This window comes from Chelatococcus asaccharovorans (genome assembly GCF_003201475.1).
Lineage (GTDB): Bacteria > Pseudomonadota > Alphaproteobacteria > Rhizobiales > Beijerinckiaceae > Chelatococcus > Chelatococcus asaccharovorans.
In genome coordinates this window covers 30,343-54,764 of sequence record NZ_QJJK01000001.1, presented here as the reverse complement: position 1 = coordinate 54,764, position 24,422 = coordinate 30,343, and the positions used below count along the sequence as shown (strand labels likewise).

The following is a 24,422-nucleotide window of genomic DNA, read 5'->3' as shown; positions in this document are numbered from 1 at the left end:
CTTCTAGTATGTGCGGAAGGATTCTGCTCCGATAGCGATTGGTGCGGCGCACCAAAATAGGTGGCGCAAGCGGGGATGTACACCGCTTAGCTTAGAGGCCGTGTCGACATTCCCGACGTCGCATTGACTCATCCGATCGATCACGGCCCCGCGCTTCTGATCGACGTCATTGGCGCTTTCAATAAAAATTGAAAGCGCCAATGACGATAAAATTGAGCTGTGCTCAATCGCACGCTTGGCTAGGCAGCCAACGCCAGCTTTGCTCCGTCGTTCGTCATCTTGGAGCTGATATTGAACCATGCATTTGGAGAATCGGGATCGATCTGCTGGACTTTGAAGCCAAGGGCTAAGGCGGCTGCGATCAGCATTCCATTCGCGACATAACCACGCGAATGCCGTGAATCCCCGAAACGCTCAGCCTGATGTTTCAGACCATAGCTAGAAGATTTGCGGTTGATCGTCTTACGTTTGCTGAACTGCGATAGAAAGCGGCATGCTTGGATGAATTCATCGGCGGCGTGATCGCCCAGCATTGACGCTCGGTCTGCCAGGAACTCGGCCCGGCGCTCCTCAGGGGTCTTTGAGCGGCCGCGATAAACATTGTAGCCGAATTGAGTGAGGAACGGTTCCTGCGCCATCGCACGGCGAATGCCGACCTTGGCCAAAGTGCGTGCGAGCCGTCCAGGTTCGGAATCGAAACCGTGCTCCTGGAGATAGCCCAAGAAGGCTCCTTCGTTGGTGGAAACCTCGGCTGAGCCATTCGCGAGGCTCGCCCTCATGGCGGCATTGGTGTTCCACCCGAGGCCCCGAGCAAGAGCCTCGATCCTATGCGACGATTTCACCTCCGGCAGAGTCGCACGCAGCTCTGCCTTCATGTCCTCGACATCGTTTGCGGTGATTTCCAATCTCATCATCAAGTCCTCGGTTGCGGGCTCGAGCAGTTCGCCGATTACGCAGCCAGCCCAATCCGCAAGGATCGATGAGAGGTGGCATGAGGATCAATATTTAGGCCGTCTGACCCGGCGAAAGGTCGAAGGTGGCAAGCCCACGTCGAAGATGGTCATCGCGTGGCTCGGCGTCAAGGTTGACGTCAAATTCCCAGACCCTTGTGCCGCCCGAATTCCCACGAGACGCTATTGCCACGAACAACCCCAGCGACCGTCTGGCCAAGGCGCTTTTCCAGCACCGGACGCCACGGCACGAGGCTGAATCCCACGCCGTCGTCCAGCATCGCAAAGCGACCACTGGCGAGCATGACGGAGCGGCGATAGATGCCACCGACGTGTTCTCCGTCGCGCACGGCACGATGATGCAGGCCGGTCTCCTCTACGATCTTTCTGGCAGCGGTTTCGACTTCCCGATCGCGCAGCGTGGCGAGCAGATTCCGGACGAGCAACACACGCTGCCCACGCCGCTCGGCCAGGCCCTGATCGACGAGGAAGTTCTCCCGCTCGCGCATGGCCTCTCGAACGCTGGCGCCGAATCCGGTCTGCGCGAGTGCGGAGGTGTCGCCAAAGCGCTGCCGATCGAGCCAAGTCGCACCAATCGCGCGCGTCTGTCGATCAAGCGGCAGATGTGATCGAAGCTCGACATCGACACCACCAAGGCCGCGGGCATCATGAGCTTTACCGCGCTCGGCGAGGTCGGCCGGCACGCGCCAGACGCCTTCGTCCATACGGTCGACGATCCCGACCCGGCGAAGGGCTTCGAGTCGACGGACGTGTGCGGCGACGAAGCTCTCCGGATCGTATCCTGGCTTGGCTTCGGCGCGCTCCACCGCAAGATGCTGTTCGGCGCGGTAGACGCCGTCAACAGCGAGGCTGGCGATGGTCCTGTCCGCCCCGCGTTCCACTACCGCGCGCGTCTCGACGATACCGCCGATCGGAAGGGCCTCGAGATCGGCGCTCACCGAAAGCGGAACATAGTGTGCCCGGCCATCGATCCCGTCGACAACGAGATAGGCGCGATCATAGAGTTCGTCAGCCAGTCCCTTGTCGACGATGCGACCGATGACGGGCGTCTGCGATGACATCGCGTCGAGCACGACCAGCTCACGCTTCTCGCCGGACATGACGCGCTGCATGGTACGGATGATGTCGCCGCGCTCGCCCATGGCACGCAAGGCGGTTTCGGCGTCGTCGTGAAGCGCCCAGACGCAACCGCCAGTGCGGTCGGCAAGGCCCATCTCGGTGAGCCGCTGGAGCCGACCGATCATCACCGTGCGTCGGAAGCGAGCCTGGGCGTCGGGCGGCTCGCTAACCAGGTCGACAATACCCGCGTCCGCCTCATGCTGGATCATCCGGTCGACGCGGGTCCAGCGCTCCTGCTCAACCTCGCGCAACATGGAGTTGCGGATTTCCATCTCAGTGCGGGGACCGAGCCATTCGGTTGCCAGTTCACGGGCGCGGTTGCGCATGCCGTCGGCGATGTAGTCGCGGGCGATGACCAGATCCGATCCGTCATCCTGGCGACCGCGCAGTACGATATGAGTGTGAGGATTGTCGGTGTTCCAGTGATCGACCGCCACCCAATCGAGCTTGGTTCCCAGATCGGCTTCCATGCGGCCCATAAGATCGCAAGTGAAGGCTTTCAGATCGCCAAGATCGACTGCATCTTCCGGCGAGACAATGAAGCGGAACTGATGTCGGTCCTCGCGGCCGCGCTGTTCGAAAGCGGTGGTATCGGCCTTGTCCGTGCCGGGACCATAGGCGTGGGCCTTGCTGCCGTCCTTGGTCACGCCGTCGCGCTCGATATAGCGTAGATGGGTGATGGTCGAGCGCGCACCGGCCTTCTCCAGCTTGACCAAGCGGGTCTTGATGACCACGCGGCGAGAACTGTCTTGCAGGGACTGACCAGCGAACTTCGCGGCGACGTGGCCGCGGCCGAGACGGGCGCCGGAACGCGCCTGCCCGGAACGGAACGACCGGTCGCTTATCGACCCAGAATGGGAAACCGCCTTAAGAACGCGTGCGGTGAACTTCGGCGTCCTTGCTCGGCCACGCGATTTTGGTGGCGAGACCCTTGGCCGGAAGCGGTTGTCGTCACGATCTGGCATGGCGGCGCTCCCACCAATCCTGTACAAGCCCATGCGATGAAGCACGCGAAAGCTCACGCATAAACAATGGCTTGATGATTCTATAGGCACGCGGGCTCATCCGCCGCGTGCCGCCCCAACCGACGTGCAGACAAGAACTTCGGGACAGGCGCGTGCCGTCCCCTTTTATCTTGCCCTGCGCCCCCTAGCGCTCCGCATCCGTGCTTCATCGTGGCTATGGGATCACCTCTGCTGCACGTCGGAGCTGTCGCTGTCGTTTGGTTCGACGTATTCGACGCGTGGCTTGACGGTCACAAAGAGCGCGCCAGCAGATGGTCGAGAGGGGAGTGAACCGACGGTGGATTTCGTCCGCGCGTCGACCGCGAACAGTGGTGCATCCGGACCGCGGTTTGTGCGCGTCTCCGAACCCGCGAAGAGGCTCGGAACCGGGCTGCCGATGATCGATGCGAGCTTGTCGAGATAAGCACGCGTCTCATCAGGAAGCGGCACACCGAGGAGTTTGTGTTCCTCATAGCGCGCCGGCCCTGCATTGTAAGCGGCGAGGAATCCCGGCGCCCCGTAGCGATCGTACATCTCGCGCAGATAGGCAGCACCAGCGGTGATATTGTCATACGGATCGAAGGGATCGTCGCCGAGCCCGTATCGGCTGCGCATCGCCTCCCAGGTGGCGGGCATGATCTGCATCAGGCCGATCGCACCTTTCGCTGACACTACGCGCGTTTCGCCGTCACTTTCGACACCCATGACGGAGCGTATCCACTGCTCCGGAATGTCGAAACGTTGTGCCGCTTCGGCGATCTGTGCAGCCCACGGATCGGCCGATAGTTGATGGTTCGCGGGCGCTTTCTCAGGCGGCGATGAGGACGCAGGTTCCGCTCGGGCCACGGCGCCGGAAATCATCATCAGCGTACAGGTGATGATCGCTTGCATGACGCGCCGTAGAGGTGAGCGCGACGACGTTTTGCACCATGCTCCTTGTCCGAGCGCCGACAGCCTGCCACCGTCCTCGCTCCGGTCAAGGGCGAGGCGTTGCCGGCCGCAAAGCGACCGCCCCTGGCCTTCACTGCGCGCGGTGGCTGTCTGGCCAGCGATCGGGTCGGAGGGATGATCCCGTTTCCCATGGATCAGAGGGATAAGGGTCAATCCCAGTTCGCGCGACCCACACATGACATCAGGTCCGCTCATCACGCTTCGATGGGCGTGTCCAGAGCAGGTTCCAAGTCGCGTTGTCGATTTCCGACTGGAACAGGTGAGCGCGGAGCGGCTGGGTGAAGGACGGATCGTCTATGGCGAGCGACAGGTAGTCTCCGGCTCTCTCGCCGGTGCGCTTCCAACCAGCACCGGTTTCGATATCGTCGGTGGTGAAGATGCGATAGTGCGGCGCATTTTCGGCGTCCGCATTTTCAGCCGACCTGATGACCAGCTCGGCGTCGAGCGTCAGCGTCCGGATACGGCCGGTGAAGCCGTCCTTCGTCTTCTTGAAAGTCCCGATCTGCGGCATGGCACACTCCTTCTGGGGTCGGACACGAGCCGCCTATGGCTCGTCGGGAACCGGCTCTGAAGCCGGATCAATGTCGTCGTCGGTGGTCCAGATCGGAACCGCGCGACCGACGATGGAAGAGAGGGGAAGCGGGCCAAAATACCGACTGTCGAATGAGTCCGGCGCATCCCAGTTCATGAGGAAAGCGGCGTCGCTCGGGACGATGCGGCAGCCCTGCCAGACAGGCAGTGGTCGGCCACGACTGTCACGCTCACGAGCCGCCCCGTAGCGCCAGCCGTAAGCGATAATGTCGAAGCCCTCACGGCAGACGGTTTGGCCTGCGAGCGCGAGCACGCGCTTCAAGAGCGGCACGCCGCGCGGAAGATAGCCGCGGGCATCGAGGAAACCGGCGAGCGGTTCCGGCGGCATGACAATGGCAAGGTCCGTGACCGCGATCCGGTCTGCCGGCTCGACGCGATAGAGGCCGACCGGCACACTTGCCGACGCATTCCAGATGAAGCGCGGCGCGTGCCCCGACCAGACGGGTGCTGCGATCAGCAGCACACCGCTGGCTGTCATCATCAAGAAGAGGCCACGTGCCGTCATGACAACAGCTCCCGGCGACGGAGCCAGGCGTCATGCTGTTCTTGCGAATAGGCGCGCGGTGTCTCATGCACCCACAGCCTGTTGTGGACCTGCTGCCAATATTCCGGCGCGGCGTCAGTGGGGGCGACGCCGAGGGCTTCGACGGTGTCGACCGCCTTCAAGGCGCGCTCGACCTGACCCCATCCGGCGACGAAGAGCAGTATTTTCGCGCCGGGACGCACATATGGCCACATGCAGCACGTTTCACCCGGTGCAACCGCGCGCATGATGGCGAGATGGGAGAGGGTCGTGCCATAAGCGTTCGCCTCCCAGCGCAATAGCGCGAACGTGCTACCCGGAGTGAACATCGCGAGGCGTCTGCGACGATCGATCTGGCGCTCGCACACCGGTTTGCCGAAGCGCAGCCGGACATTGATGCGGTCGCGCTCGAAGACGACCAGGACGCTCGTGTAGCGGCGCGTGGTCATGCGTCTGCTCCGCCTTCGGGAAAGCGCGTTTCGAGCAGCGCGCGGATCATTTCGGCGACGGTGACGCCTTGCTTGAAGGCGGCGACCTTGACGCGGCCGCGCAGTTCCGGCGTCACGTCGATGGTAAGGCGCGCGGTGAAGATCTCGGCTTTCGCTGCCGAAGCCGGCGGCGTTGCCCGAACGGCCATTTCGACGTCGTTGCCCTGCTGTACCCAGGCATCGACTGTGGGTGCGGCGGGTTTCGCGCCGAAGGTGACGCGCTTGCCGCTCATGAGCTGCCTCCCATGATCTCGGCAGCGAGCGCGGTGATCTCCTGTGCGGCCGCGCCGCCGGGCTCCAACTCGCGGGCCAGACGGCCAGTGGCGACGCTCTCGGCGAAGATGACGCGCTGGCCAATATCGGCGGTGAGCGCGGGCAAGCCCTCCGGCAACGCGGCGCGCACGTCGCGGCCGATGATGGTGCCGACGATGCGGCGGTTGACGACGAAGGCGGCGCGGAGCTGCGGCTTGAACAGCCGCGCCTCGCCGATGAGCGCTACGATCTCGGCACTCGCCCAGACGTCATAGGGCGACGGCTGGACCGGGATCAGCACCAGGTCGGCGGCGAGGATCGAGGAACGCGCCAGCGCGGTTACGCGTGGCGGGCCGTCGATGACAACGTGATCAGCGCCGCGGGCGATGTCAGGAACTTCCGCATGCAGCGTCTCGCGGGGCAGCCCGAGAACGCCGAACAGGCGCGGCAGGCCGCTTTCCGCGCGCCGCTGCGACCAGTCAAGCGCCGAGCCTTGCGGATCGGCGTCGACGACGGCGACACGCGCGCCAGCGGCCGCCAGCTCACCGGCGAGATGGGTGGCAAGCGTCGTCTTGCCGACGCCACCCTTCTGGTTGAGGAGCGCCACGATCATGACGCGCCCTCCAAGCAGGTAGGGGCGTCATATCCGGGTATTAGTCGCCCTTGGGGGCGCGCTGGCGCGATAGGCTGAGCGACGATCGTATGGGATTTCTCATAAGCGTACTTATTCGTATAACTTGATATATAATCGTACGTTGTCAGTTTAAATTTGTCGTAATTATCAACATCGTCGCTAGATAAATAAAGAAAGTTAGATTCCATATTAGATAAGTTAGGGGGTGGCTTTTGCAAAGCGCCACAATTGCTTAACGCGCATTTGCGCCTTTGATGGCACGAGTGCCGTGCCCCCGATAGCACGAGTCCGAACGCCTTCGATAGCACGAGACTATTCACAGCCTTTCCACAGCCTCCCTTGAACGAGCGGACAGAAGCGGTGTGGCCGGCGCGAAGACGAGCAGTTCGCGGCCGTTGTCGAGCCGGTCGATGCGCAGCCGATAGCCAGGCAAGGGCTGGCGGCGCACGATGTCGCGCAAATCGCAGGCGAAGTTCGAGAAGCGCGAGAGGCTGCCCGACTTGGCATGGAGATGATGAAAATCGAAGCTCCAGCCGCCGGGCTGGCGGCCGCCATGCTTGCGCACCAGCCGGTACAGCCAGCGTTCGATGCCACCGAACAGATCGAAATAGTTGCGGTCGATGGTCAGGATCAGGGCGTTGTTGAGAATGCCTTCGTAGAACCAGTCCGGCACGATCAGCTCGATGCCGAGCGGTCGGCCTTTGGGATCGAGCCTTTCCTTCCATTCGTTGATCCAGGAAAAGCGATGCCGGCGCCGCTCGGATGGCTGGCGGATCGATGTGGCGACGGTGGTGGCTTGCAAACGGTCGAGCGCGGCCTTGAGGCGCTGATAGTCGCGGACGGATGTACCGCGGCCGATGAAGGTCAGGATTTCATAGGGGGTCGTCGCCATCAGCCGCGAGGTGCGCAGGCCGAGATCGCGGGCGTCGATGATCTGCGAGGCGGCCCAGATCAGGATGTCGGCGTCCCAGATGGTGGCCAAGCCGAACTCGGTCGGAGCCTCGACGTGGATGCGGACGTCGCCGGCCTCGAATTTGATCGGCTGGACGCGCTTCGACTTGGCGAGGGAGAAGAAGGGATAGGCCATGAGATCCTGCGAGTCGCGGGTCGCCATGTCGCCGGGGCGCGATCGGAACAGTTCGAGCTGGTCGCGCTCGGATATGCGTCTGCGCGCCGGCATGCGTTGCCGTCAGCGGGCTTGGGCGTAGCGGGGATCGGAGGTGGTGCTGCAGGCGCGCGCCTCGATCCAGGTTTCGAGGTCGTCGATCGCGTAGACGACGCGGGAGCCGAGCTTGCGGAACTTCGGTCCGCCGCCGATGACGCGCTTCTTGTTCAGTGTGTGTGGCGAGAGCTTGAGATAGGCGGCCGCTTCCTCATTGGTGAGGTAGCGGCTGGCCGGTTTGGATTCGGGACGATCCATGAAGCTGCCTCCGTCTCAGGCTGGCCGAGCGAAGCCCGGTCCAGCGGTTGGGAGGCAGCTTGGGGAAAGCCTGTCCTGCTGCGTATGGAGAATCCTGGCCGGTCGGCTTTCTCCCTCACGGGGCGGCGGCGGGCATGGGATATTCGCCGGCTCGACGCGCGGTCGCACCCCAGAGGAAACGGCGATAGCCGCCGTTCATGAGGGCGCGACCACGGTGGACGAGATAGCGGACCCTGGCGCGCAGCTCGCTGTCACCATGCCATTTCTCCTTCACGATGCGCGCGCCGAAGATCGCGATGGCGATCTCGCGCTCGCTGGCTCCGGCGAGATGACCATCGAGGGCCTGCAAGGATTGCATGGTGATGATCGGTTCGGCCGAGCCGCGCCGGCTGGCAAGCCCAGCTGGGCGGCCGGCGATCACGGCCAGCAGCTCCTTGGCCTCGCGCAAGCGGGCATCGGCCCGGTCGTCCGGTGCGATCGCGAAGGTGAAGGGCATGGTGGCGTCGAGCGCGCCGGCGATATGGACATGCCAGGAGCGGCCGCGCCGGGTGAGTTTCAGCGCGAGGCGTCCGCCGTCATGGCCGATCGCCTTGCGGCCGGGAAAGGTCCAGAAGTCGAAGACCGGTGCAGCAGCCTCCGGGTCTTCGTCCGGCACGATCGGCAGCGCAATGTCTGGATCAGGCCGCCAGAACGGCAGCGCGTCGCGCGCATCGTGTTTTGGGTTCTCGAAGAAATCGTAACCCCCAATTCTGCGCATGTGCGCTCAACGATGGACGCCGCTTCGTGCCAAAGCGGCGCCAGTCGTTCCGATAGCCGGGATTGCGCCGCAGGTGCTCCCAGGCGACAGCCGGACGGTCGAGAAAGAGGATGTAGAGATAGGCGGCGTTGGCCATCCAGTCTTGCGTGTGGGGCATGTTTCCTCCGTGTGTTTCGGAAAGCTTCTGTTCTCAAGAGCACGCACCGTGTCCCCAAAATGAGGCGGCTAAAGTTAAGGTGTCGTGCATCGTCGGGAGAGGACGATTGCAGATGGCAATTGTTCGGATAGTTGAGGCCGTTCCAATTATGACTTGCGAGCCGGGCGGAGCCCGGCGAGCCGCGGCCGTGCTGTCGAGGCGCGGCCGCGCCGCCGACCCGGATTTACGGATCGGAGGAAAATTCCGGATACGGAAAGCCGCACGGTCGATGGACCGACCGCGCGGCATCTGTGGTTATGCGGCTTTCTCCAGCAGGGTCTTTGCTTTCGCTTCCAGTTCAAGGCGACCGTCCTGATGCGCCTTCGCGCGGGCATGCGCCGTCATGCCCTGCACGAAATCGAAGATGCTTTCGGGCGGGCGACCTTCCTCCTGCAAAACCGTCTCGATGATCTTGCCGGTCTCGGCCTTGCTGAAACCGCGCTTGCGCAGGAAGCTCTCGCGGTCTTCGTCCGTACGGGCGACGATCTTCTCCCGGGCCGCCTTGATCCCGGCGACGAATGGCGCGGGCGAGGAATTAGCGAAGCTCGTCAGCGCCGGGGCCGCTTCATGGGCGAAGCGCTGCGCCGCGAACTTGCTGTGCCGAATGCTGATTTCCTCGAAACCTTCCACGCCCCAAAGGTTGCGGTTCATGCACACGGCGCGGAGATAGAAGCTCGCAATGCCGAGGGTCTTCGATCCGACTTCGCTGTTCCAGCAGTAAAAGCCCCGGAAATACAAATCCGGCTCGCCGTTCGGCAGGCGCCCGGCCTCGATGGGGTGGGTGTCGTCCACGAGGAATAAGAACACGTCGCGGTCGCTGGCATAGAGGGTGGTCGTGTCCTTCGTGATGTCCACGAAGGGATTGTGCATCATGGTCGCCCAGTCCAGCATGCCCGGCACCTTCCACATGGTGTCGCCGGTGCCGTTGCCGGCGATCTTCATGACGGCGGCGACAAGCTCATGGTCCCAGATACGGCCATAGTCCGGGCCGGTCACGGCGCGAAGCTCAACCCGTCCGTCTTCGGTTTCCAGCGTCTTCACAAGCTCGGCGCGGTGCGACAGCAAGCCGTGCTGCAGGTTGATGCCGGCGAGCGGTGCAGGAAGCTGGCGCATATAGGTGGCTGGCGCGCCGACAAGGCTGCACAACTGACCGAAGCTCCAATGGGTCGGGGCAATGGGGGCCTCCTGCCCGGGGACGATCAGCGAAAGCCGCTCCGCATCCTCCCGGCTCGCCTCCACGCGCACGGCGCGGCTCTCCACGGTGCGGGCGGTGGCGCGATCCGCGCGGACCTTCACGGCATCGTAAAGCTCGGTGAGCGACAGGAAGCGCTCATCGTCGGGGCGCGAGAACCATTCCGACGATACGCGGCCGATCCGCTCGCCGTGCGAGATGTCGACGCGAAAACCGCTGTTCACAGCTTGGCCGTGCTGGCTGCTGGCGATGATGTTCATTGTCCTGTCCTTTCCCGTAAATGCCGAAGGCATGTCCCCCGGCATGCCTTCCGGGGGCGCGTGAGCGCGCAGGGATGGGAGGGGACAAGTGCCGGCGAGCATGGCCGGGCTGCCAGGGCGAGCGGGACGGTGGCGACGATCGGCGGGATGACGGATATCGTCCGTCCTGCGAGCCGGCGGCCCTGCCATCGCGCAGGCGGCACTTGAGGGGAGAAAGGGGAAAGTCCCCCTTGGCTCCCCCGAGGATCGGCAAGGCTCCGGCCGCGGCCGATCAGGACAAAGGGAGCGCAGCTCGCCATACTCGATGCAGGCTGTGGGAACCTTCGTCAGCCCCGGCCGATGGCCGTGCGCCTCTCGCAATCGTCGCGGAGACGGGTTATATAGATCGAAATTCAATATCGAAATCAGACCTGATTTCGATGCCGTTATTCGAGGACGAGGCCATGCAGCGCGTGGAAGCCGAAATTGCCGTCAGCGTCTCCGACCTGAAGAAGAACCCGACCGCCATCGTCGACGGTGCGCGGGGCAGCGCGGTCGCGATCCTGAACCACAACCGGGTCATGGCCTATATGGTGCCAGCCGATACCTATGAGGCGATGATGGACGCGCTCGACGATCAGGCGCTCGTCGAAATCGCCAAGGCCCGCGCGAACGAGAAGGGCGTGCCGGTCAGCCTCGATGACCTATAGGCTGGAGTTCCTGCCCTCCGCGCGCAAGGAATGGGACAAGCTCGGCGCGACGCTGCGCGAGCAGTTCAAGAAGAAGCTGGCGGAGCGCGTGAGCCAACCGCATGTGCAGGCCGACGCGCTGCGCGGCATGCCGGATCATTACAAGATCAAGCTGCGCTCGGCCGGTTATCGGCTGGTCTATCGCGTCGAGGATGAAAGGGTCACGGTGGTCGTCGTCGCCGTGGGGAAGCGCGAGCATTCCGAGGTGTATGAGGCGGCGAAAAAGCGCCGTTAGGACGCTTCACAGCCGATCAGGGCAAAGGGAGCACGGCTCGCCGTATTTCCTTCGGGCGGCGGCGGACATGAACATGGCGAAGCCCCGCTTCGCGGGGCTCCCCCTGTGGCGGCCGGTGTCACTCGGCGGCGCGGCGGGACCAGATGAGTGCGAACTCACCCTCAGTCTCCGTCTCGACCAGGCTCGCATAGATCGGAGCCGGGAATGATGGATCGTCCAGCTTGACGGAGTGGTAGTCGCGGCCCTCGCGCGAGGTCTTCTTCCACGCCGCTCCGAACTCGGTGGCACCGGAGAAGATGCGGAAGTCCGGCCCCTTCTCGTTGTCGCCTTCGGCGGGGACGAATTCGACTGCCTTGACGTTGAGGCTCAGGGTCTTGACCGCGCCCTTGAAGCCCTTGGCGGTGGTGGTGAAAGTGCCGATGGTGGCCATTGCGGTGGTTCCTTCTGCTGACTGGGCCGCGCCCATCGCGGCCTCGATGGGGGTCGGCAGACCGGGGACGATCGGCCCGCAACATCCGGCGAGGACTTTTTCGCTTCGCGGTGCAAAGCCGGCCCTGGCCGGCGGCGGGAAAAAGCCGCAGGCGGCGTGTTGCGGGTTCAAGATCGAGGTGACGCCCGCGTCGCCGGTCTTCGGTCAGACCCCTGCCTATCGAGGACGTGATGGACGTGGCTTCAGACAGCTGGACCGGAGGAATCGCCCGATAGCTGGAGTCGGAACGACGCTTTCACCGCCAAGGGCTTCTCCGAAAGGGCCGGACAGGCCCTCAGCCTCACCGGCGGGGCGAAGTGATCGGTTCTCCCTGACGATCGGCCGGCGACAATGAGAGCGGGCTGAACCCTCTCGACTCCTTGCCTGCCAACGAGTTCGGGGCGGCGTGCAAGAAACGACATTGCTCCCGTGCAGGGCCGTGGCTGCCTCGCCTCCTCAAGTGCCCGGACGATACGGGCTTTCCCGGCTCCGTTCGATGCAATGCGGGCACGGTCGAGACCGACATCGGAGGGCAAGATCGTCCTCATCCCCTCCCGCCATCCCGATTTGCCGAGTGACGCCGGCCGTCACAGGGGGAGCACCGCGAAAGCGGGAGCTTCATCGTGGGAAATGCCCGCCGTCGCTGCCCCTTGCGTCAGGGATCGTTACCGAAGGCGAAGACCCGCAAGGGGCTTCGGAAGCCACCGCAGGAGGCGCGTAGAGCCCGGCCCGAAGGGCGACGCCTAGCATCTCAGAAATATAGGTGGTGAGAATGTGTTAGCGTTGTGAAAATTGCACTGATGTTCGATCATAACGTCTTTCGCTTCGCTTTACGCTTCGGCGCAATTGCAGATACTTCGCGGATGACGTCATGGGGATCGAAGCCGATCGTTTCGGCCAGCTCAAGGAACTCGACGACATCGATGCGACGGCCGCCGGATTCGATAGCGGCAACGACGGACTGGTATCGGCCGAGCGCTTCGGCCAGATCGGACTGGCTCATGCCGGCTTCCCGGCGCTTGTCGACGATGAGCTGAACCAGACGCAAATGCCTTGGCGAGCGAAGCGTTTTTTGCATATGCCCTGCCGGTCATTGACGAAACCGGCAGATCAATTAAACCGAAATACAGATAACCAGAAAATCTGGTTAGCCTTGGCACGACGGATTCCAGCATGGATTCTCGATTGTTGGCGGACCGACATCCAGCGCTAGGTCAGCTTTATCGCGTCTGGCTTGCGCGCCGTGAAGGCGCGGCCATGCCGCTGGCTGGGAATATCACCGAGCGTCTGGCCGATCTGGATGATGTGATCGTCGTGATCCGGCGCCCGTCCGAATCGGACGAGACGCTGAGGATCGAGCGCAGCGGCAAGGATGTCGATCGGCTCTATGGAGTTGCTTTGGCCGGCGAGCCCGTCGGCGGGCTCACGCCGTCGAGCGCGGATGCGGACAATGAGGCGGCCATCGTTCTCGCGTCCGGGCGCACGCTGATGATGGAAGACCAGGTGCAGGTTCCGGGTGGGTCCGCGCGCATCGTCCGGCTCTATCTGCCGTTTGCCGACGAGGCCGGTGCTGTAGCGGGCGTTGTGGTCGGCATCGTCAAGGCCGTCTGAAATCCGTTTTTGCGGATTTCAGGAAACGGAGCGATCATCATTGCATCCGTCCGGCATCCGGTGCGTCTGTAATCACGCCGCGCCGGCCTTGGTTTCAGGTGACGATTATGCCGGCATCGCCCGCTGCTCGATATAGGTTTTCATGATGGGGATCCCTGCTGTCATGCAGTCGAGGTCTCCGGCCGCGCCGAACCGGCGCGGCCGGAAAATTCTCGATGCTGTCGAGAGACTGGCCGGAACCGCCGAAGCGGCTCCGGCCGTGGGGCTCACTCGGCGGCGTGGTTGAAGGCTGCGCCGTCCTCGACCGTGCCGGTATCGTCACGATCGGTTGCGGTCGGCGCATTCAGGACCGCTCCGGCGTTAGCCTCCGGGGCATCCAGCCAAGCCGGCCGCTCGGTGCGCAGGAGCGCGGGAAGCCATCCGGTGGCAGCGACAAGCTGCTCGGCGGCTTCCGCCATGGGCTGCTTCTTCAGGCCGGTGATCCGGTCGGCGGCCTCGTCGCTGAAGGCCTCCCGCACGGCGGCGACAATGTGCGCCTTGGTTACGCGGCTGAAATAGCTCCGCGCGGTGGGGGTCCAATGTGCCGTCATGTCGAGGGCGAGCCCCGTTGCCAGCCTGTCGGCGGTCTCATGGGCGCGGGGCTTGCGCTCCCAAGGCTGCTTCACCGCATTGACGGTGAGCGAAGCACAATGCGCGAACAGCGCCAGCACGCTCGCCTGATCCAGCGCGGCGATGAAGCCCCACAGGTCCGCCACGTCGCGCGGCATATCCGCCTGCCAGCCGGCATGGCGATCCGCCAGCGCCTTCGCCGGGGCGGTGTCCTCGATGCCGTCCGCATGCCCGCCGAGATGCGGGCTGCTCGGGCGGATTTCGAGGCAGGCGGCTTCCGAGCCACGATAGAAGGTCTGCGCGGCGAGAGCATGGGTGACAGCGATCAACGCCATGTCCGGCTGCTCGCCAAGGGCGAGGCGCAGGCCGAGCGTGCGGTGGGCCGTTAGGTCGCGCACGAGAAGGTCGGACAGCGGCTTGCCCGCATCCCCGGCGTCCTCGTCCTCCACGTCGAGGGCGGAAACGCGGTTCTCGTCCTCGTCCTGCTCGCCGTCCTCGGTGGCGGCGCTTGCGTGGTCCTCGGCTTCTTCCGCTTCCGGCTTCTCATCCTCCGGGCGGATGAAGCCGCGCTCGATGCGGCCGCTGCCGTCATGGGCGAGCACAACTAAGACGCCGCCGCGCGCGATGTCGTCGGGGTCATAGGCGCGCCGCAGCGCGTCGATGCGCTCGATTTCCGCTTCAAGCTCCCCGAACCGCTCGTCCGTCTCCGGGGGAAGCTCGTCCGCGCCGTCCCATTCCTCCGACAGCCGGTTGTATTCCTCCTGCACAGAGGCATAGGCGGCGGCATCTTCCTCGGAAAGCTCCACCGGCTGCGGATAGGCGCGGCGCAGGCCGTGGGCATGGGGATAGTCGATGTGGACCGAGACCCACTTCCAGCCTTCCGCCTGAACCTCGGCGCCGATCCGCTCCAGCTTCCCGGTGACGAGCCGGTCCAGAAGCGCGGCATCATCGTAGAAGCCGCCGCGATCCTCCGTGAACAGGTCGCGCAGGATCGTGCCGCCCGCCTCGGTGTACTCCTCCGGGCCGACGAAGATCGCCCGGCGATCCGTTGCCGGAATGTGTGCCTTGGTGAGGTCGCGGCGGATGATCCACGGCTCGCGGTTGTGGGAGAGGTTCGCAAAAACCTGCTCCTGCCGCCTGTGGTCCTCGGTGATGGCGAAGGCCATCAACTGATCGAGGTTCAAGCCGCCGTCGCGGTACACCTGCAACAGCTTGGGGCTGACAGCGCCGAGCCTGAGGCGCTGGCGCACCACATGTGCCGTCACGCCGAAGCGGGCGGCGATCTCCTCCGCTCCCCACCCGCGATTTTCCGCGAGCTCGCGGAACGCCTCGAACTGGTCGGCCGGATGCATCGCCTCGCGGGTGACGTTCTCGTCAAGGCTGATCTCGTGCGGGTCATTCGCCGTGTCGATGACGCAGCGCACCGGCTCAGTCTTCTTGATCTCCTTGCGCTTGACGCGGAGAAGCTGAGCCAGCCTGCGGCCTTCGCCCACCGTCACGAAATAGCTGCCCGTGAGCTCGCCCGCCGCGTCAAGCTCGGGCTCCACGACGAGGTTTTGCAGCAGGCCCTTGACCGCGATGCTGGCGGCCAGCGCCTCGATGATCGCTTCGCTGTGCGGGGTCTTCCGCGCATTGCGCGGCGACTTCTTCAACTTGTTGAGCGGAACGAATATCTCCATGCCGCTCGCAGCGACCACGGTCGGTTCCGCATTAGTGCTCGCGCCGACTGCATCCATCTGATCCGCCGCCGCCTCGATGACGGTTTGTGCTTTCTTCGCAATCCTTGCCATTGTTCCGATCCTTTCTCCGTCAATGCCGAAGGCATGTCCCTCGACATGCCTTCCGGGGGCGCGTGAGCGCGCGGGAGTGAGGGGGGCCAATGCCGGCGAGCGGAGCTGGGCTGCGCGGCGAGCGAGACGGGATCGGATCGGTTCAGGCGGTAATTGCTGCACACCGTCTTGCGAGCGGGCGGCCCCGCTCTGTCCGCAGGCGGCGTTGGCGGGGGAGCGAGGGGAAAGTCCCCTCGCTCCCCGAGTCAGGCTGTAGGAATTAAATCGAAGCAAAATGTATTGACATTGTCATGGCAAATCTTCAATGTCCGGCTCCTGAAATAGGAGCGTTCCGATGGTGCAATCAGCCCGCTCGGAGAATGGCCGCAAACGTGATGCTGCTCGGAAAGACGATCTCATCCAGATCCGCGCCTCGGCGGGGACGAAGGCGATCCTAAGTCGGGCTGCGAACTTGCGCGGACAGAAGCTGTCAGAATTCATGCTGGACAGCGCCCGTCGGGAAGCGGAGGAAGCCATTCTCGACCAGCGTAGCTTCTTTCTTGATGATGCGGCGCATGTGGCCTTCCTCGCGCTGCTTGATGCTCCGGCCAAGCCGGCCGAGGAACTTCGTACACGGATGAAGCGCAAGCCCGTCTGGGCGCGTTGATGCCGGCCGGCAAGGGAGAGGAAAGCCAAAAGCGGCCCCAAGGACTACGCGTTGACCCTCCGGAGCGGTTGGCCGGCGATCACGATGTCGGGGCGTTCCGAAACGGCAGGCATCCGTCTCTCGATGACTGGTTGCGGGATCGAGCCCTTGCCAGTGAAGGGATGTCGGCGCGCACCTATGTGGTTTGCGACAGGGACACCCCGAAGCGCGTCGCTGGCTATTATGCCATCTCGACCGCCATGGAAGAGCGGATCGCGCTCCCGAGCGCCAAGCTGCGCCGGGGTATGCCGGAGCAAATTCCCTTGCTGCTGATCGGTCGTCTGGCAGTCGATCAAGCGTATCAGGGAATGGGGCTTGGCACCGATCTGCTCGCCGATGCGCTACGGCGCTGCTTGGCCGCGTCCGAGATCGCCGGCGTTCGAGCTGTCGTAGCTCACGCAATCGACGATGCGGCCGTGAGCTTTTACCAGCGGCACGGATTTATTCTCTCCCCGCTCGGCGAACGGACCATGATGATGCCGATCGAGACGCTACAGGGACTATTTTCGGAAGCGTGACCCTTTGCTTCACGCATCAGCTATCGTGCCGATGCGTATCCGCACCGAGGAGGCTGGGCGATCATCGCATGCGTCATGGACCGCCCAACTCGTTGTCCTGAATGTATGACGGATTGAAATCCTTCAGGGCATCGAGCGGGTCTATGGCAGGCCCCCAGATCCTCCGTCGCTCATCCTCGGCTGACGCCCAGAATTGGTCCAACGCTGCCGTGTTGGCGAAATAAGGCCATAACCTGGGATCGCCCATGATGCGGGCGAGAGCCTTGCGCGCCACAAATTCGATGACGGCTTCCTTCTTGACGAGCTCGAGTCGAGTGTGTTTCGGCATGGAAGATTGACCCCGTTGTGAGGGGGATCGGCGTGTAATTTTGACCCCCCTCCTGGGTCATGGTCCGTCGTTTTGTTGCGACGGGCGGGCTGGGGATGAAGGGCGTGGATACGATTGCACGGATCCGGCGCGAGCATTTCGTGCGCGGCAAGTCCATCAAGGAGATCGTGCGGGAGCTGCACGTTTCGCGGAACACGGTGCGCAAGGTGCTGCGGACCGGAGCGACGGCATTCAGCTACGAGCGGGAGGTGCAGCCGCTGCCCCGGATCGGGCCCTGGCGGGAGGCCCTGGATGGGCTGCTCGCCGGCAACGAAGGGAAGCCGGCGCGGGAGCGGCTGACGCTGATCCGCATCTTCGAGGAGCTGCGCAGCCGGGGGTATGAGGGCAGCTACGATGCGCTACGCCGCTATGCCAAGGGCTGGCGGCGGGCGCAGGCGACGATGACGGCTGCGGCCTACGTGCCCCTGAGCTTCGCGCCCGGCGAGGCCTACCAGTTCGACTGGAGCCACGAGATCGTCCTGATCAACGGCACCACGGTGTCGGTGCGCGTCGCCCATGTGCGGCTGTGCCATTCGCGGATGCTGTTCGTGCGGGCCTATCCGCGCGAGACCCAGGAGATGGTGTTCGACGCCCACGATCGGGCCTTCGCCTTCTTCAAGGGCTGCTGCACGCGCGGCATCTACGACAACATGAAGACCGCGGTCGATGCGATCTTCGTGGGCAAGGAGCGGGCCTATAATCGCCGCTTCCTGCAGATGTGCAGCCACTACCTCGTCGATCCAGTCGCCTGCACCCCGGCGTCCGGCTGGGAGAAGGGCCAGGTGGAGAACCAGGTCGGGCTGGTGCGGGAACGCTTCTTCACTCCCCGGCTCCGGGTGAAGAGCTACGACGAGTTGAACGCGTGGCTGCTGGACCAGTGCATCACCTACGCCAAGGGCCACCCGCACCCCGAGCGGCGGGAGGAGACCATCTGGCATGCGTTCGAGGCCGAGCGCCCGGCCCTGGTGCCCTATGCCGGGCGGTTCGACGGCTTCCACGCCGTCCCGGCTTCCGTATCGAAGACCTGCCTGGTCCGCTTCGATAACAACCGCTACTCGGTCTGCGCCAGCGCCGTGGGCCGCCCGGTCGAGGTCCGGGCCTATGCGGAGCGGATCGAGCTGCGCCAGGACGGCCGGCCGGTCGGCTCCCACCCGCGCTGCTTCGGCCGGGACCAGACCATCTTCGACCCCTGGCACTATGTGCCGGTCCTGGCGCGCAAGCCCGGCGCCCTCAGGAACGGCGCTCCCTTCAAGGACTGGGTTCTGCCCACGAGCCTCGATCGCGTCCGGAGCAAGCTCGCCGGGGTCACCGATGGGGACCGGCAGATGGTCGATATCCTCACCAGCGTGCTGAGCGACGGCTTGCCCGCGGTCGATGCGGCCTGCGCCGAAGCCCTGCACCAGGGCGTCCACTCCGCCGACGTGATCCTCAACATCCTCGCCCGGCGCCGGGAGCCTGCAGCCCCCGTCACCATCATCACGCCTGACGCCTTGCGCCTTCGCCATGCCCCGAGCGCCGACTGCTCACGATACGACCTGCTCAGGAGATCCCCATGATGGAGCGTTCCCAGATCCTCGAGGCCATGGGCGAGCTCAAGCTCTATGGCATGAAGGCCGCTTACGACGAGATCATCGCCACCGCCGTCAAGCGCCAGCACGAGCCGCAACGCATCGTCGGCGACCTGTTGTCGGCGGAGATCTCCGAGAAGCAGGCCCGCTCCATCAAGTACCAGATCACCATCGCCAAACTGCCCCTGGCCAAGGACGTCGACGACTTCGTGTTCGACGACACCCCCATCAACGAGACCCTGGTGCGCGACCTCGCCGGCGGCAACTTCCTCGCCCACCAGCGCAACGTGGTGCTGATCGGGGGCACCGGAACCGGCAAGACCCATCTGGCCATCGCCATTGCTCGGGCCTGCATCCGCTCGGGTGCCCGCGGCCGCTTCTTCAACGTGGTCGACCTCGTCAACAAGCTGGAAGCCGAGGCTCGATCCGGCCGCCAGGGCCGCATGGCCGATTATCTCTCCCGCAAGGACTTCATCGTCCTCGACGAGCTCGGCTACCTGCCCTTCGCCCAGTCCGGCGGCCAGCTCCTGTTCCACCTCGTCAGCCGGCTCTACGAGCAGACCTCGGTCATCGTCACCACGAACCTCGCCTTCGGCGAGTGGCCGAGCGTCTTCAACGACCCCAAGATGACCACGGCGCTCCTCGATCGCCTCACCCACCACTGCGACATCGTCGAGACCGGAAACGAGAGCTGGCGCTTCAAGAACCGCGCCTGACCGCATCGACCGTTGACCCCACTGCCGCTGCGCCACACCAACGCTCCGCGGCAGTGGGGTCAATGCTCCAGACAGGGGTCAACATTCGGCGCCGATAGGGGGGCAGGTTTCCACGCCGATTGACAAGTCGAGCTTCGCGATCAAACTCCTCAAGGTAAAGGTGCTCTCGGAGGTGCTCCACCTTGCTCCGTACATCGTAGATCTCGCCCATCAGCACATGATGGCGTGACCCGACAAACAACTCAGTACGGCTCTTGAACTGTTTCGATCCATAACCCGGCTGCGTTACGATCAGGCCATCGATACAGCGGGTGAACTGGTGGATCCGGTCGAGCAGCTCTCGTTGCGCCTTCGTTTCCACGAAGAGATGTCGAATCCGGTTCAGGCGCCAGCGTCCCCCGGGCACGTCGGTCGCATTGAAGGCGACCAAGTGCTCCCCAAGCTGCGCGGCGGCCTTAAGACTGGCCCCGGAAATGGAGGGATAGGGGACGATCATGCCAGGAGGTGGGAAATCCAATTCGCTGTGCTCGAAAATGCCAATCTCCCCACCCTCGCGGGCACCCGTGAGCAAATTGGGCTTGTGTGCCGGAGAAAAGAGGCAGGTCATGAGGAGGCCGACATAGAAGGACCAGACCCGACTTTGGAGTATTTGGTTCTCAGCATCGAGAACCGCTGCCTTCTTGGATTTCATGGTGCTCAATAAGAACAAGTTGCAACCGCTGATCTCCTCACAACGGACGCTCCCAAGCCATTCCTGCCATAGTGGTGGCACCTGAAAATTCGCGTCGGTCAGAAACGACAGGTTCGGCATCATAGCCCCCCGCGGGACGCCATCTTCCAAATTCACGCTCAAGCCGATAAGCGCATATTTTTCGTCGTGGCCGAGCCAATCCTCCTGCGATCGCTCATTCATTGGCGATTCCACGGTCTCGGTTTCTCTGCAGATGTGCTCGACACTGGGGTTTGCATGGGTGCGCTATATATCTCATAGAGAAACACGCCGAGCGCGACCGCTGTATTGACGGCGAGGCGCGCAACCGAGGTAGGGGGTCGGGGAGCGTCAGGCACATGTCCGTGGCCCGATCCTAATTGACCGCGAAGTTCCGCGACGCCTTGGGTAATGCTGGAGAGCCCACTCAGCGTTTGTCTGAGGGTATCGCCCGTTTGAGAGGACACTGATAGGTTTAACGCCTCACGGGTCGCCTTCACCAACTGTGGCAGTGTTTCGGAACCGCGCGGCGGCGTTCCGCGCGCCGTGAGAATGCCCTTACAAATGGACTCGACGAATTCCTTGGCGGAACCAATCGCCAAAGATGGATCGGCCTCGACCGCTGTCTCCATGCGGGTGATGAGCACCGAAATGTGCTCCGAGGACAATTCATCGGCAACTTTCCGGGCGGCGGCCACTTGCGCCACACCACCTAGGCGCCGTCGCGCCGCATAAATCGGCTTTCCGGAAACGTAGGTGTTCGGCACGAGTTCGAACCCGTCCACATGAAGATGCCGATTGAAGATTCCCAGCAGCTCGCCGACCACCTGAGCATCGGACTGGACAATTGGGTGCAACATCTCGCACAGAAAGGTGAGGAGAATTTCATCCTGGCACCGTAGAAGGTCAAGCCGCACATCGTCGTAGACCCAGTCATTGGTCCAGTCCTGAAAGCGTTCCCGATGCATCCAGATATCACCGGCCATATGTGGCTGGCGGTGGTCATCCGAGGGAAGCGTCTTCAGATCGAAAATGCGGCCGAGAAAGTCAGATTCGGCCAGCCTGCCCGACCAGGGCGCGTTGCGCAGGCGCAATTCGTCAAACAGGTTGCGCCGGGTAACTTCGGAAATGGTCCGACTGGTCATAGTTGGTCATAAACCGAGTTGGCAGTTGCACGGCATCGCGCCTGAATGCGCGAAGAATCAGACTAGGTCAGCCACCGCAACCGGTGAAAGCCCCGATAGCATGGGCCGCCTTGGTGCGGCTGATCGGCAGCGCGCGCCACGGCACATCGCTGATGGACGAGTCGGCGGACGTCGAGGGTTCGCGCCCAAAGCGGCGACAGACTATTCACCTTCCTGAATAAGAAAGGCGAGCCTAGGTGCCGGGACATTTCGGCATCTGCGTCACCCTTACAGCCATGCAGCGGCGATGCAGGTGCTGATCTCAACCGGCGTAATCCGGAGGAAGACGTAGGTGGCGAAAGCCGCGCCGGCGATCGCCACGACGCCGATCCCGATCAGGGCCGCGCGATGCCAGCAAATCCGACCACCGAGCTTTGAGAACAGATCCATGAATTGCGCTGCGATTGCCGCATAATCCTGCTCGAGGCGTTTCCTCTGACCGTCAATCTCCTGGCTGATCGACCCAAGAGTGACCCACTGGTTAACGATCGCGATCGCAAGCAGCCCCACGAATATCCAGGCACCGCCTAGAATGGCGATGTTCGTCCAAAACTCGAGGCCGCATGACTTCGCGGTCTTCAGCTGAGACGCGACAATGACGGTCGCCACGGGAATTCCCAGCAGCTGCCCCTGGATGTCGATCAGCGTCTTATGGATCTTGCTGACATAGTCGACGCGAGCGGCCTCAATTTCGCCGCGGATCTTTGCGTATGAGAAGCTTGAGGCGAACAGCTTGTAGCCGTTGCGCACCTCCTTCTCCATCTCGTCCAGATTGTCCAGAAGGTAGGTGAACCGGCTCGCGGCGGAGCGCGGCGCGCTCAGCCGACAGATCGACTCGCTCAGGATCGCAAGCTTCTGGTCGATGTGGACGTCGTCCGCGAAATGGCCGAGGAGACGGTCCGCATCGCTCATGGAAAGGCGCTTCAGCAGAGCGACGTCGTAGACGACTGGCGTCACGAACTTCCCCTCATGGATGAAGACGAGCTCTTCCCTGATCTCGTCAAGATAGGCTGCAGCCTTAACGAAGAGCGCGACAATCTCGAGTGCCGTGCGGTAGCGCGTGATCTCGTCCGGCACTGGCGTGGTCGAATGATCCAAAGCGCCTTCTATGATGAAATATGTGTCAGGCTCCTTGAGCCGCGCCCGACGACTCTCTAGCAACTCGTCGAGCGATCGGACGATTCGTCCGATCGACAGGCGCGGCGGACCGACACGGATCCGCACTTCGTCGCCAATGCGCAGTTTCGCAGGATCCGAAAGCGGCTCAATGCCGGCGGCCTTGCCAATCTCGGGCTGTGTATAAATCTCTCGAAGGTCCGTCAGGACCTCGCCGGTGGCGATCGCAAGCGAGCCATCTTCGCCGCGAGGGTCAAACCGCGTTGCGCGGTAGATCGCCAGCAGGCGATCAAACCCGAGCTCAGACATCCAGAATCTCGTGCCGTAGCTCGGCCGCGAAATCCTCGGGCAGATCCTTTAGTATCAGGACGTTCTGTTTCGGGTCGTAATCGACCTTGCCCTGGTGGATGGCGCTCCGCTCGAAGGCGACGCTCCAGTATGGAGTTTCGCGTTTGAGCTTTACCAAAGACCCAAGCGCCGATCTGTGCGGCACGAAGCCATCGTTGAGGCCACGGTCCGGGTCGACGAGGAACGACAGCAGTGGTTCGGGATCGTCGGGCACAACCGCATTTGATAGCGTTTCGAATGCAAGCGGCTGCTTCTCGCGCGCGATCTGGTCGCAGAAATCTTTGGCCTTGGACAGGAATCCCTCGCGCTCTGGCGGCTTCATGTTCTGAGCGTCAGCGAAAGCCTTGAGAGCCTCGACGAGGTCGTTCGTATCCTGGCGATCTTGGACTGTGGTGTCGCATCCGAGGAAGGTTTTGAAGTAGTCTGAGACCTCTCCTTTTCCCTTCAGGAAGCTGATGTAGCGGTCTTCCTTGGCCGCCCACCCGGTCAGGCTGATGCGTCCGGCGAAGCGGAATCCTTCGATGTCGAGGTGTTCGGCGTCTTTGACGTCGTAGGTCTTGGTCAGGGTCGCACCGAGCTTGTTGGACACGACCGCAACGAGGAGGAACTGCCGCTCGTCCCGCTCGAGATGCGCAAAGAAGACAAACCCGCCCGAAGCGGCATTCTGGCTGGACGCATGAACCCTGAGCGTTTCCATCAGGCGCGAGATGAAATCGGGGAAGCCCGCCCCCTTCGTCGCGACATAATCTTCCAGATGTTTCTGCGTGGGAGCCACATCCGCCGCGGTCGAGAACTTGCCGTGAGATTTCGAGGCGCGGCGTTTGTAGAGATCGAATAGCTGGGCGGTCACCCGATCGATCGTGGGAGTGATCGCGAGCTGCTCCTGGCCGAACTTCACGCGAAAGCCGGTGTCGGCGCGCTCGAGCTCATGTACCGCGACGTGGAAGATCCCGTCAGCCACCAAACTCTCCACAGCTTCTCCCTGGGGTCACCGGCCACCGCCGTCCCTAGGGCTATCGTATTGGGTATTCAAGGATCTGGAGTCGACCAGGCCTTGGCCAATCGCATTTCTACACTTGCATCCACGGATTGAAAGACGTGCGCACAAAGCAATTTTAAAGAGGGTTCACTTTCCGCTTGAGCGGCCCTTAGAAGGAGGAGACTTAAGCCGTAAATGAGAACAAAATAAGAACATTTGCAGTCCGATTGCAACATTTGAAGGTCGATCCGAACGTCGTGCGGCGTCCCGCATCTGCGGGAGAATCGCCTTCGCTGGAACGAGCAATCCGATCCAACCCAACGGAGGCGCCGTCGCGTTCGTACTGCGCCGTCTGACTTGAACGCAGCCCGTAGGCCCTCCGCCGCGGTCTTGGCGCGCTCAGTGATCATCGCTTCGGTATGAGCCACCGCC

At 63.1% G+C, this 24,422-nt stretch carries 28 protein-coding genes; 7 read left to right on the top strand and 21 right to left on the bottom strand.

The features are described 5' to 3' along the window. Nucleotides 1–239: 239 nt before the first annotated feature. The 13 genes from C7450_RS00270 to C7450_RS00215 form a co-directional block, all read right to left on the bottom strand. Nucleotides 240–914 carry a hypothetical protein gene (locus C7450_RS00270; protein WP_170146979.1) on the bottom strand — a complete coding sequence of 225 codons (675 nt, stop codon included), beginning with the start codon at nucleotides 912–914 and terminating at the stop codon, nucleotides 240–242. A gap of 176 nt (nucleotides 915–1,090) precedes the next feature. Continuing rightward, on the bottom strand, nucleotides 1,091–2,824 hold the full coding sequence (locus C7450_RS00265) for a DUF3363 domain-containing protein (RefSeq protein ID WP_425351124.1): 1,734 nt from the start codon (nucleotides 2,822–2,824) through the stop codon (nucleotides 1,091–1,093). A gap of 453 nt (nucleotides 2,825–3,277) precedes the next feature. Then, nucleotides 3,278–3,985, bottom strand: a complete 708-nt coding sequence (locus tag C7450_RS00260) for a lytic transglycosylase domain-containing protein (RefSeq protein WP_210206325.1) — start codon at nucleotides 3,983–3,985, stop codon at nucleotides 3,278–3,280. Between the two features lie 241 nt (nucleotides 3,986–4,226). Further along, the gene (locus C7450_RS00255; RefSeq protein WP_110372405.1) at nucleotides 4,227–4,556 is read right to left on the bottom strand and encodes a DUF736 domain-containing protein; all 330 of its coding nucleotides are present in this window, start codon (nucleotides 4,554–4,556) and stop codon (nucleotides 4,227–4,229) included. 33 nt (nucleotides 4,557–4,589) lie between these two features. After that, the gene (locus tag C7450_RS00250; RefSeq protein ID WP_110372404.1) at nucleotides 4,590–5,141 is read right to left on the bottom strand and encodes a S26 family signal peptidase; all 552 of its coding nucleotides are present in this window, start codon (nucleotides 5,139–5,141) and stop codon (nucleotides 4,590–4,592) included. Continuing rightward, entirely contained in the window at nucleotides 5,138–5,608 is a 471-nt protein-coding gene (locus tag C7450_RS00245; RefSeq protein WP_110372403.1) for a DUF2840 domain-containing protein, read from the bottom strand. The genes C7450_RS00250 and C7450_RS00245 overlap by 4 nt, the downstream gene beginning before the upstream one ends. After that, nucleotides 5,605–5,880 (bottom strand): ribbon-helix-helix protein, encoded by a 276-nt coding sequence (locus tag C7450_RS00240; protein ID WP_110372402.1) that lies wholly within the window; start codon nucleotides 5,878–5,880, stop codon nucleotides 5,605–5,607. Before C7450_RS00240 ends, C7450_RS00245 begins: the two co-directional genes overlap by 4 nt. After that, the gene (gene parA / locus C7450_RS00235) at nucleotides 5,877–6,512 is read right to left on the bottom strand and encodes a ParA family partition ATPase (RefSeq protein WP_110372401.1); all 636 of its coding nucleotides are present in this window, start codon (nucleotides 6,510–6,512) and stop codon (nucleotides 5,877–5,879) included. Before parA ends, C7450_RS00240 begins: the two co-directional genes overlap by 4 nt. A gap of 337 nt (nucleotides 6,513–6,849) precedes the next feature. Then, nucleotides 6,850–7,713, bottom strand: coding sequence for a replication initiator protein A (locus C7450_RS00230; protein WP_110372400.1), 864 nt, complete (start codon nucleotides 7,711–7,713; stop codon nucleotides 6,850–6,852). 9 nt (nucleotides 7,714–7,722) lie between these two features. Next, complete coding sequence (locus C7450_RS00225; RefSeq protein ID WP_110372399.1) at nucleotides 7,723–7,953, bottom strand: helix-turn-helix transcriptional regulator; 231 nt, start codon at nucleotides 7,951–7,953, stop codon at nucleotides 7,723–7,725. Nucleotides 7,954–8,068: 115 nt separating this feature from the next. Further along, complete coding sequence (locus C7450_RS00220; protein WP_238123943.1) at nucleotides 8,069–8,710, bottom strand: DUF2285 domain-containing protein; 642 nt, start codon at nucleotides 8,708–8,710, stop codon at nucleotides 8,069–8,071. Beyond that, entirely contained in the window at nucleotides 8,631–8,846 is a 216-nt protein-coding gene (locus tag C7450_RS34385) for a transcriptional regulator domain-containing protein (RefSeq protein WP_238123944.1), read from the bottom strand. Before C7450_RS34385 ends, C7450_RS00220 begins: the two co-directional genes overlap by 80 nt. A gap of 315 nt (nucleotides 8,847–9,161) precedes the next feature. Next, nucleotides 9,162–10,358: a DUF932 domain-containing protein gene (locus C7450_RS00215; RefSeq protein WP_110372398.1), complete on the bottom strand. Its 1,197-nt coding sequence runs from the start codon at nucleotides 10,356–10,358 to the stop codon at nucleotides 9,162–9,164. Nucleotides 10,359–10,801: 443 nt separating this feature from the next. On the opposite strand from C7450_RS00215, the gene C7450_RS00210 reads away from it, so the two are divergent. Together C7450_RS00210 and C7450_RS00205 are read left to right on the top strand one after the other, a co-directional pair. Continuing rightward, nucleotides 10,802–11,047, top strand: a complete 246-nt coding sequence (locus tag C7450_RS00210) for a type II toxin-antitoxin system Phd/YefM family antitoxin (RefSeq protein ID WP_110373169.1) — start codon at nucleotides 10,802–10,804, stop codon at nucleotides 11,045–11,047. Next, nucleotides 11,037–11,321 (top strand): type II toxin-antitoxin system RelE family toxin, encoded by a 285-nt coding sequence (locus C7450_RS00205; protein WP_110372397.1) that lies wholly within the window; start codon nucleotides 11,037–11,039, stop codon nucleotides 11,319–11,321. The genes C7450_RS00210 and C7450_RS00205 overlap by 11 nt, the downstream gene beginning before the upstream one ends. 118 nt (nucleotides 11,322–11,439) lie before the next feature. Here the strand turns inward: C7450_RS00205 and C7450_RS00200 are convergent, their stop codons facing one another. Together C7450_RS00200 and C7450_RS00195 are read right to left on the bottom strand one after the other, a co-directional pair. Further along, nucleotides 11,440–11,751, bottom strand: a complete 312-nt coding sequence (locus C7450_RS00200; protein WP_110372396.1) for a DUF736 domain-containing protein — start codon at nucleotides 11,749–11,751, stop codon at nucleotides 11,440–11,442. Nucleotides 11,752–12,598: 847 nt separating this feature from the next. After that, entirely contained in the window at nucleotides 12,599–12,793 is a 195-nt protein-coding gene (locus C7450_RS00195; protein WP_337927153.1) for a helix-turn-helix domain-containing protein, read from the bottom strand. 254 nt (nucleotides 12,794–13,047) lie between these two features. On the opposite strand from C7450_RS00195, the gene C7450_RS00190 reads away from it, so the two are divergent. Then, the gene (locus C7450_RS00190; RefSeq protein WP_110372394.1) at nucleotides 13,048–13,401 is read left to right on the top strand and encodes a PDDEXK family nuclease; all 354 of its coding nucleotides are present in this window, start codon (nucleotides 13,048–13,050) and stop codon (nucleotides 13,399–13,401) included. Nucleotides 13,402–13,667: 266 nt separating this feature from the next. Here C7450_RS00190 and C7450_RS00185 read toward each other — a convergent pair whose 3' ends face one another. Next, the gene (locus tag C7450_RS00185) at nucleotides 13,668–15,800 is read right to left on the bottom strand and encodes a ParB/RepB/Spo0J family partition protein (RefSeq protein WP_110372393.1); all 2,133 of its coding nucleotides are present in this window, start codon (nucleotides 15,798–15,800) and stop codon (nucleotides 13,668–13,670) included. Between the two features lie 334 nt (nucleotides 15,801–16,134). On the opposite strand from C7450_RS00185, the gene C7450_RS00180 reads away from it, so the two are divergent. Both C7450_RS00180 and C7450_RS00175 read left to right on the top strand, forming a co-directional pair. Beyond that, the gene (locus C7450_RS00180) at nucleotides 16,135–16,446 is read left to right on the top strand and encodes a type II toxin-antitoxin system TacA family antitoxin (RefSeq protein ID WP_110372392.1); all 312 of its coding nucleotides are present in this window, start codon (nucleotides 16,135–16,137) and stop codon (nucleotides 16,444–16,446) included. Next, nucleotides 16,446–17,003, top strand: a complete 558-nt coding sequence (locus C7450_RS00175) for a GNAT family N-acetyltransferase (protein ID WP_110372391.1) — start codon at nucleotides 16,446–16,448, stop codon at nucleotides 17,001–17,003. Before C7450_RS00180 ends, C7450_RS00175 begins: the two co-directional genes overlap by 1 nt. Nucleotides 17,004–17,076: 73 nt before the next feature. Here the strand turns inward: C7450_RS00175 and C7450_RS00170 are convergent, their stop codons facing one another. Beyond that, nucleotides 17,077–17,331 (bottom strand): hypothetical protein, encoded by a 255-nt coding sequence (locus tag C7450_RS00170; RefSeq protein ID WP_110372390.1) that lies wholly within the window; start codon nucleotides 17,329–17,331, stop codon nucleotides 17,077–17,079. A 95-nt stretch (nucleotides 17,332–17,426) separates the two neighbouring features. Here C7450_RS00170 and istA point away from each other — a divergent pair, with 95 nt between their 5' ends. Both istA and istB read left to right on the top strand, forming a co-directional pair. Beyond that, nucleotides 17,427–18,926, top strand: coding sequence for an IS21 family transposase (gene istA / locus C7450_RS00165; RefSeq protein ID WP_110373168.1), 1,500 nt, complete (start codon nucleotides 17,427–17,429; stop codon nucleotides 18,924–18,926). After that, the gene (istB, locus tag C7450_RS00160) at nucleotides 18,926–19,654 is read left to right on the top strand and encodes an IS21-like element helper ATPase IstB (protein WP_110373167.1); all 729 of its coding nucleotides are present in this window, start codon (nucleotides 18,926–18,928) and stop codon (nucleotides 19,652–19,654) included. The genes istA and istB overlap by 1 nt, the downstream gene beginning before the upstream one ends. Here the strand turns inward: istB and C7450_RS00155 are convergent. From C7450_RS00155 to C7450_RS00140, 4 genes are all read right to left on the bottom strand, one after another. Beyond that, nucleotides 19,638–20,567, bottom strand: a complete 930-nt coding sequence (locus tag C7450_RS00155; protein ID WP_110372389.1) for a hypothetical protein — start codon at nucleotides 20,565–20,567, stop codon at nucleotides 19,638–19,640. The genes istB and C7450_RS00155 overlap by 17 nt on opposite strands. Beyond that, on the bottom strand, nucleotides 20,564–21,508 hold the full coding sequence (locus C7450_RS00150; protein WP_110372388.1) for an abortive infection family protein: 945 nt from the start codon (nucleotides 21,506–21,508) through the stop codon (nucleotides 20,564–20,566). Before C7450_RS00150 ends, C7450_RS00155 begins: the two co-directional genes overlap by 4 nt. Before the next feature lie 267 nt (nucleotides 21,509–21,775). After that, nucleotides 21,776–22,972 carry a hypothetical protein gene (locus C7450_RS00145; RefSeq protein WP_110372387.1) on the bottom strand — a complete coding sequence of 399 codons (1,197 nt, stop codon included), beginning with the start codon at nucleotides 22,970–22,972 and terminating at the stop codon, nucleotides 21,776–21,778. Further along, nucleotides 22,965–23,972, bottom strand: a complete 1,008-nt coding sequence (locus C7450_RS00140; protein ID WP_170146978.1) for a nucleoid-associated protein — start codon at nucleotides 23,970–23,972, stop codon at nucleotides 22,965–22,967. Before C7450_RS00140 ends, C7450_RS00145 begins: the two co-directional genes overlap by 8 nt. Nucleotides 23,973–24,422: the final 450 nt, after the last annotated feature.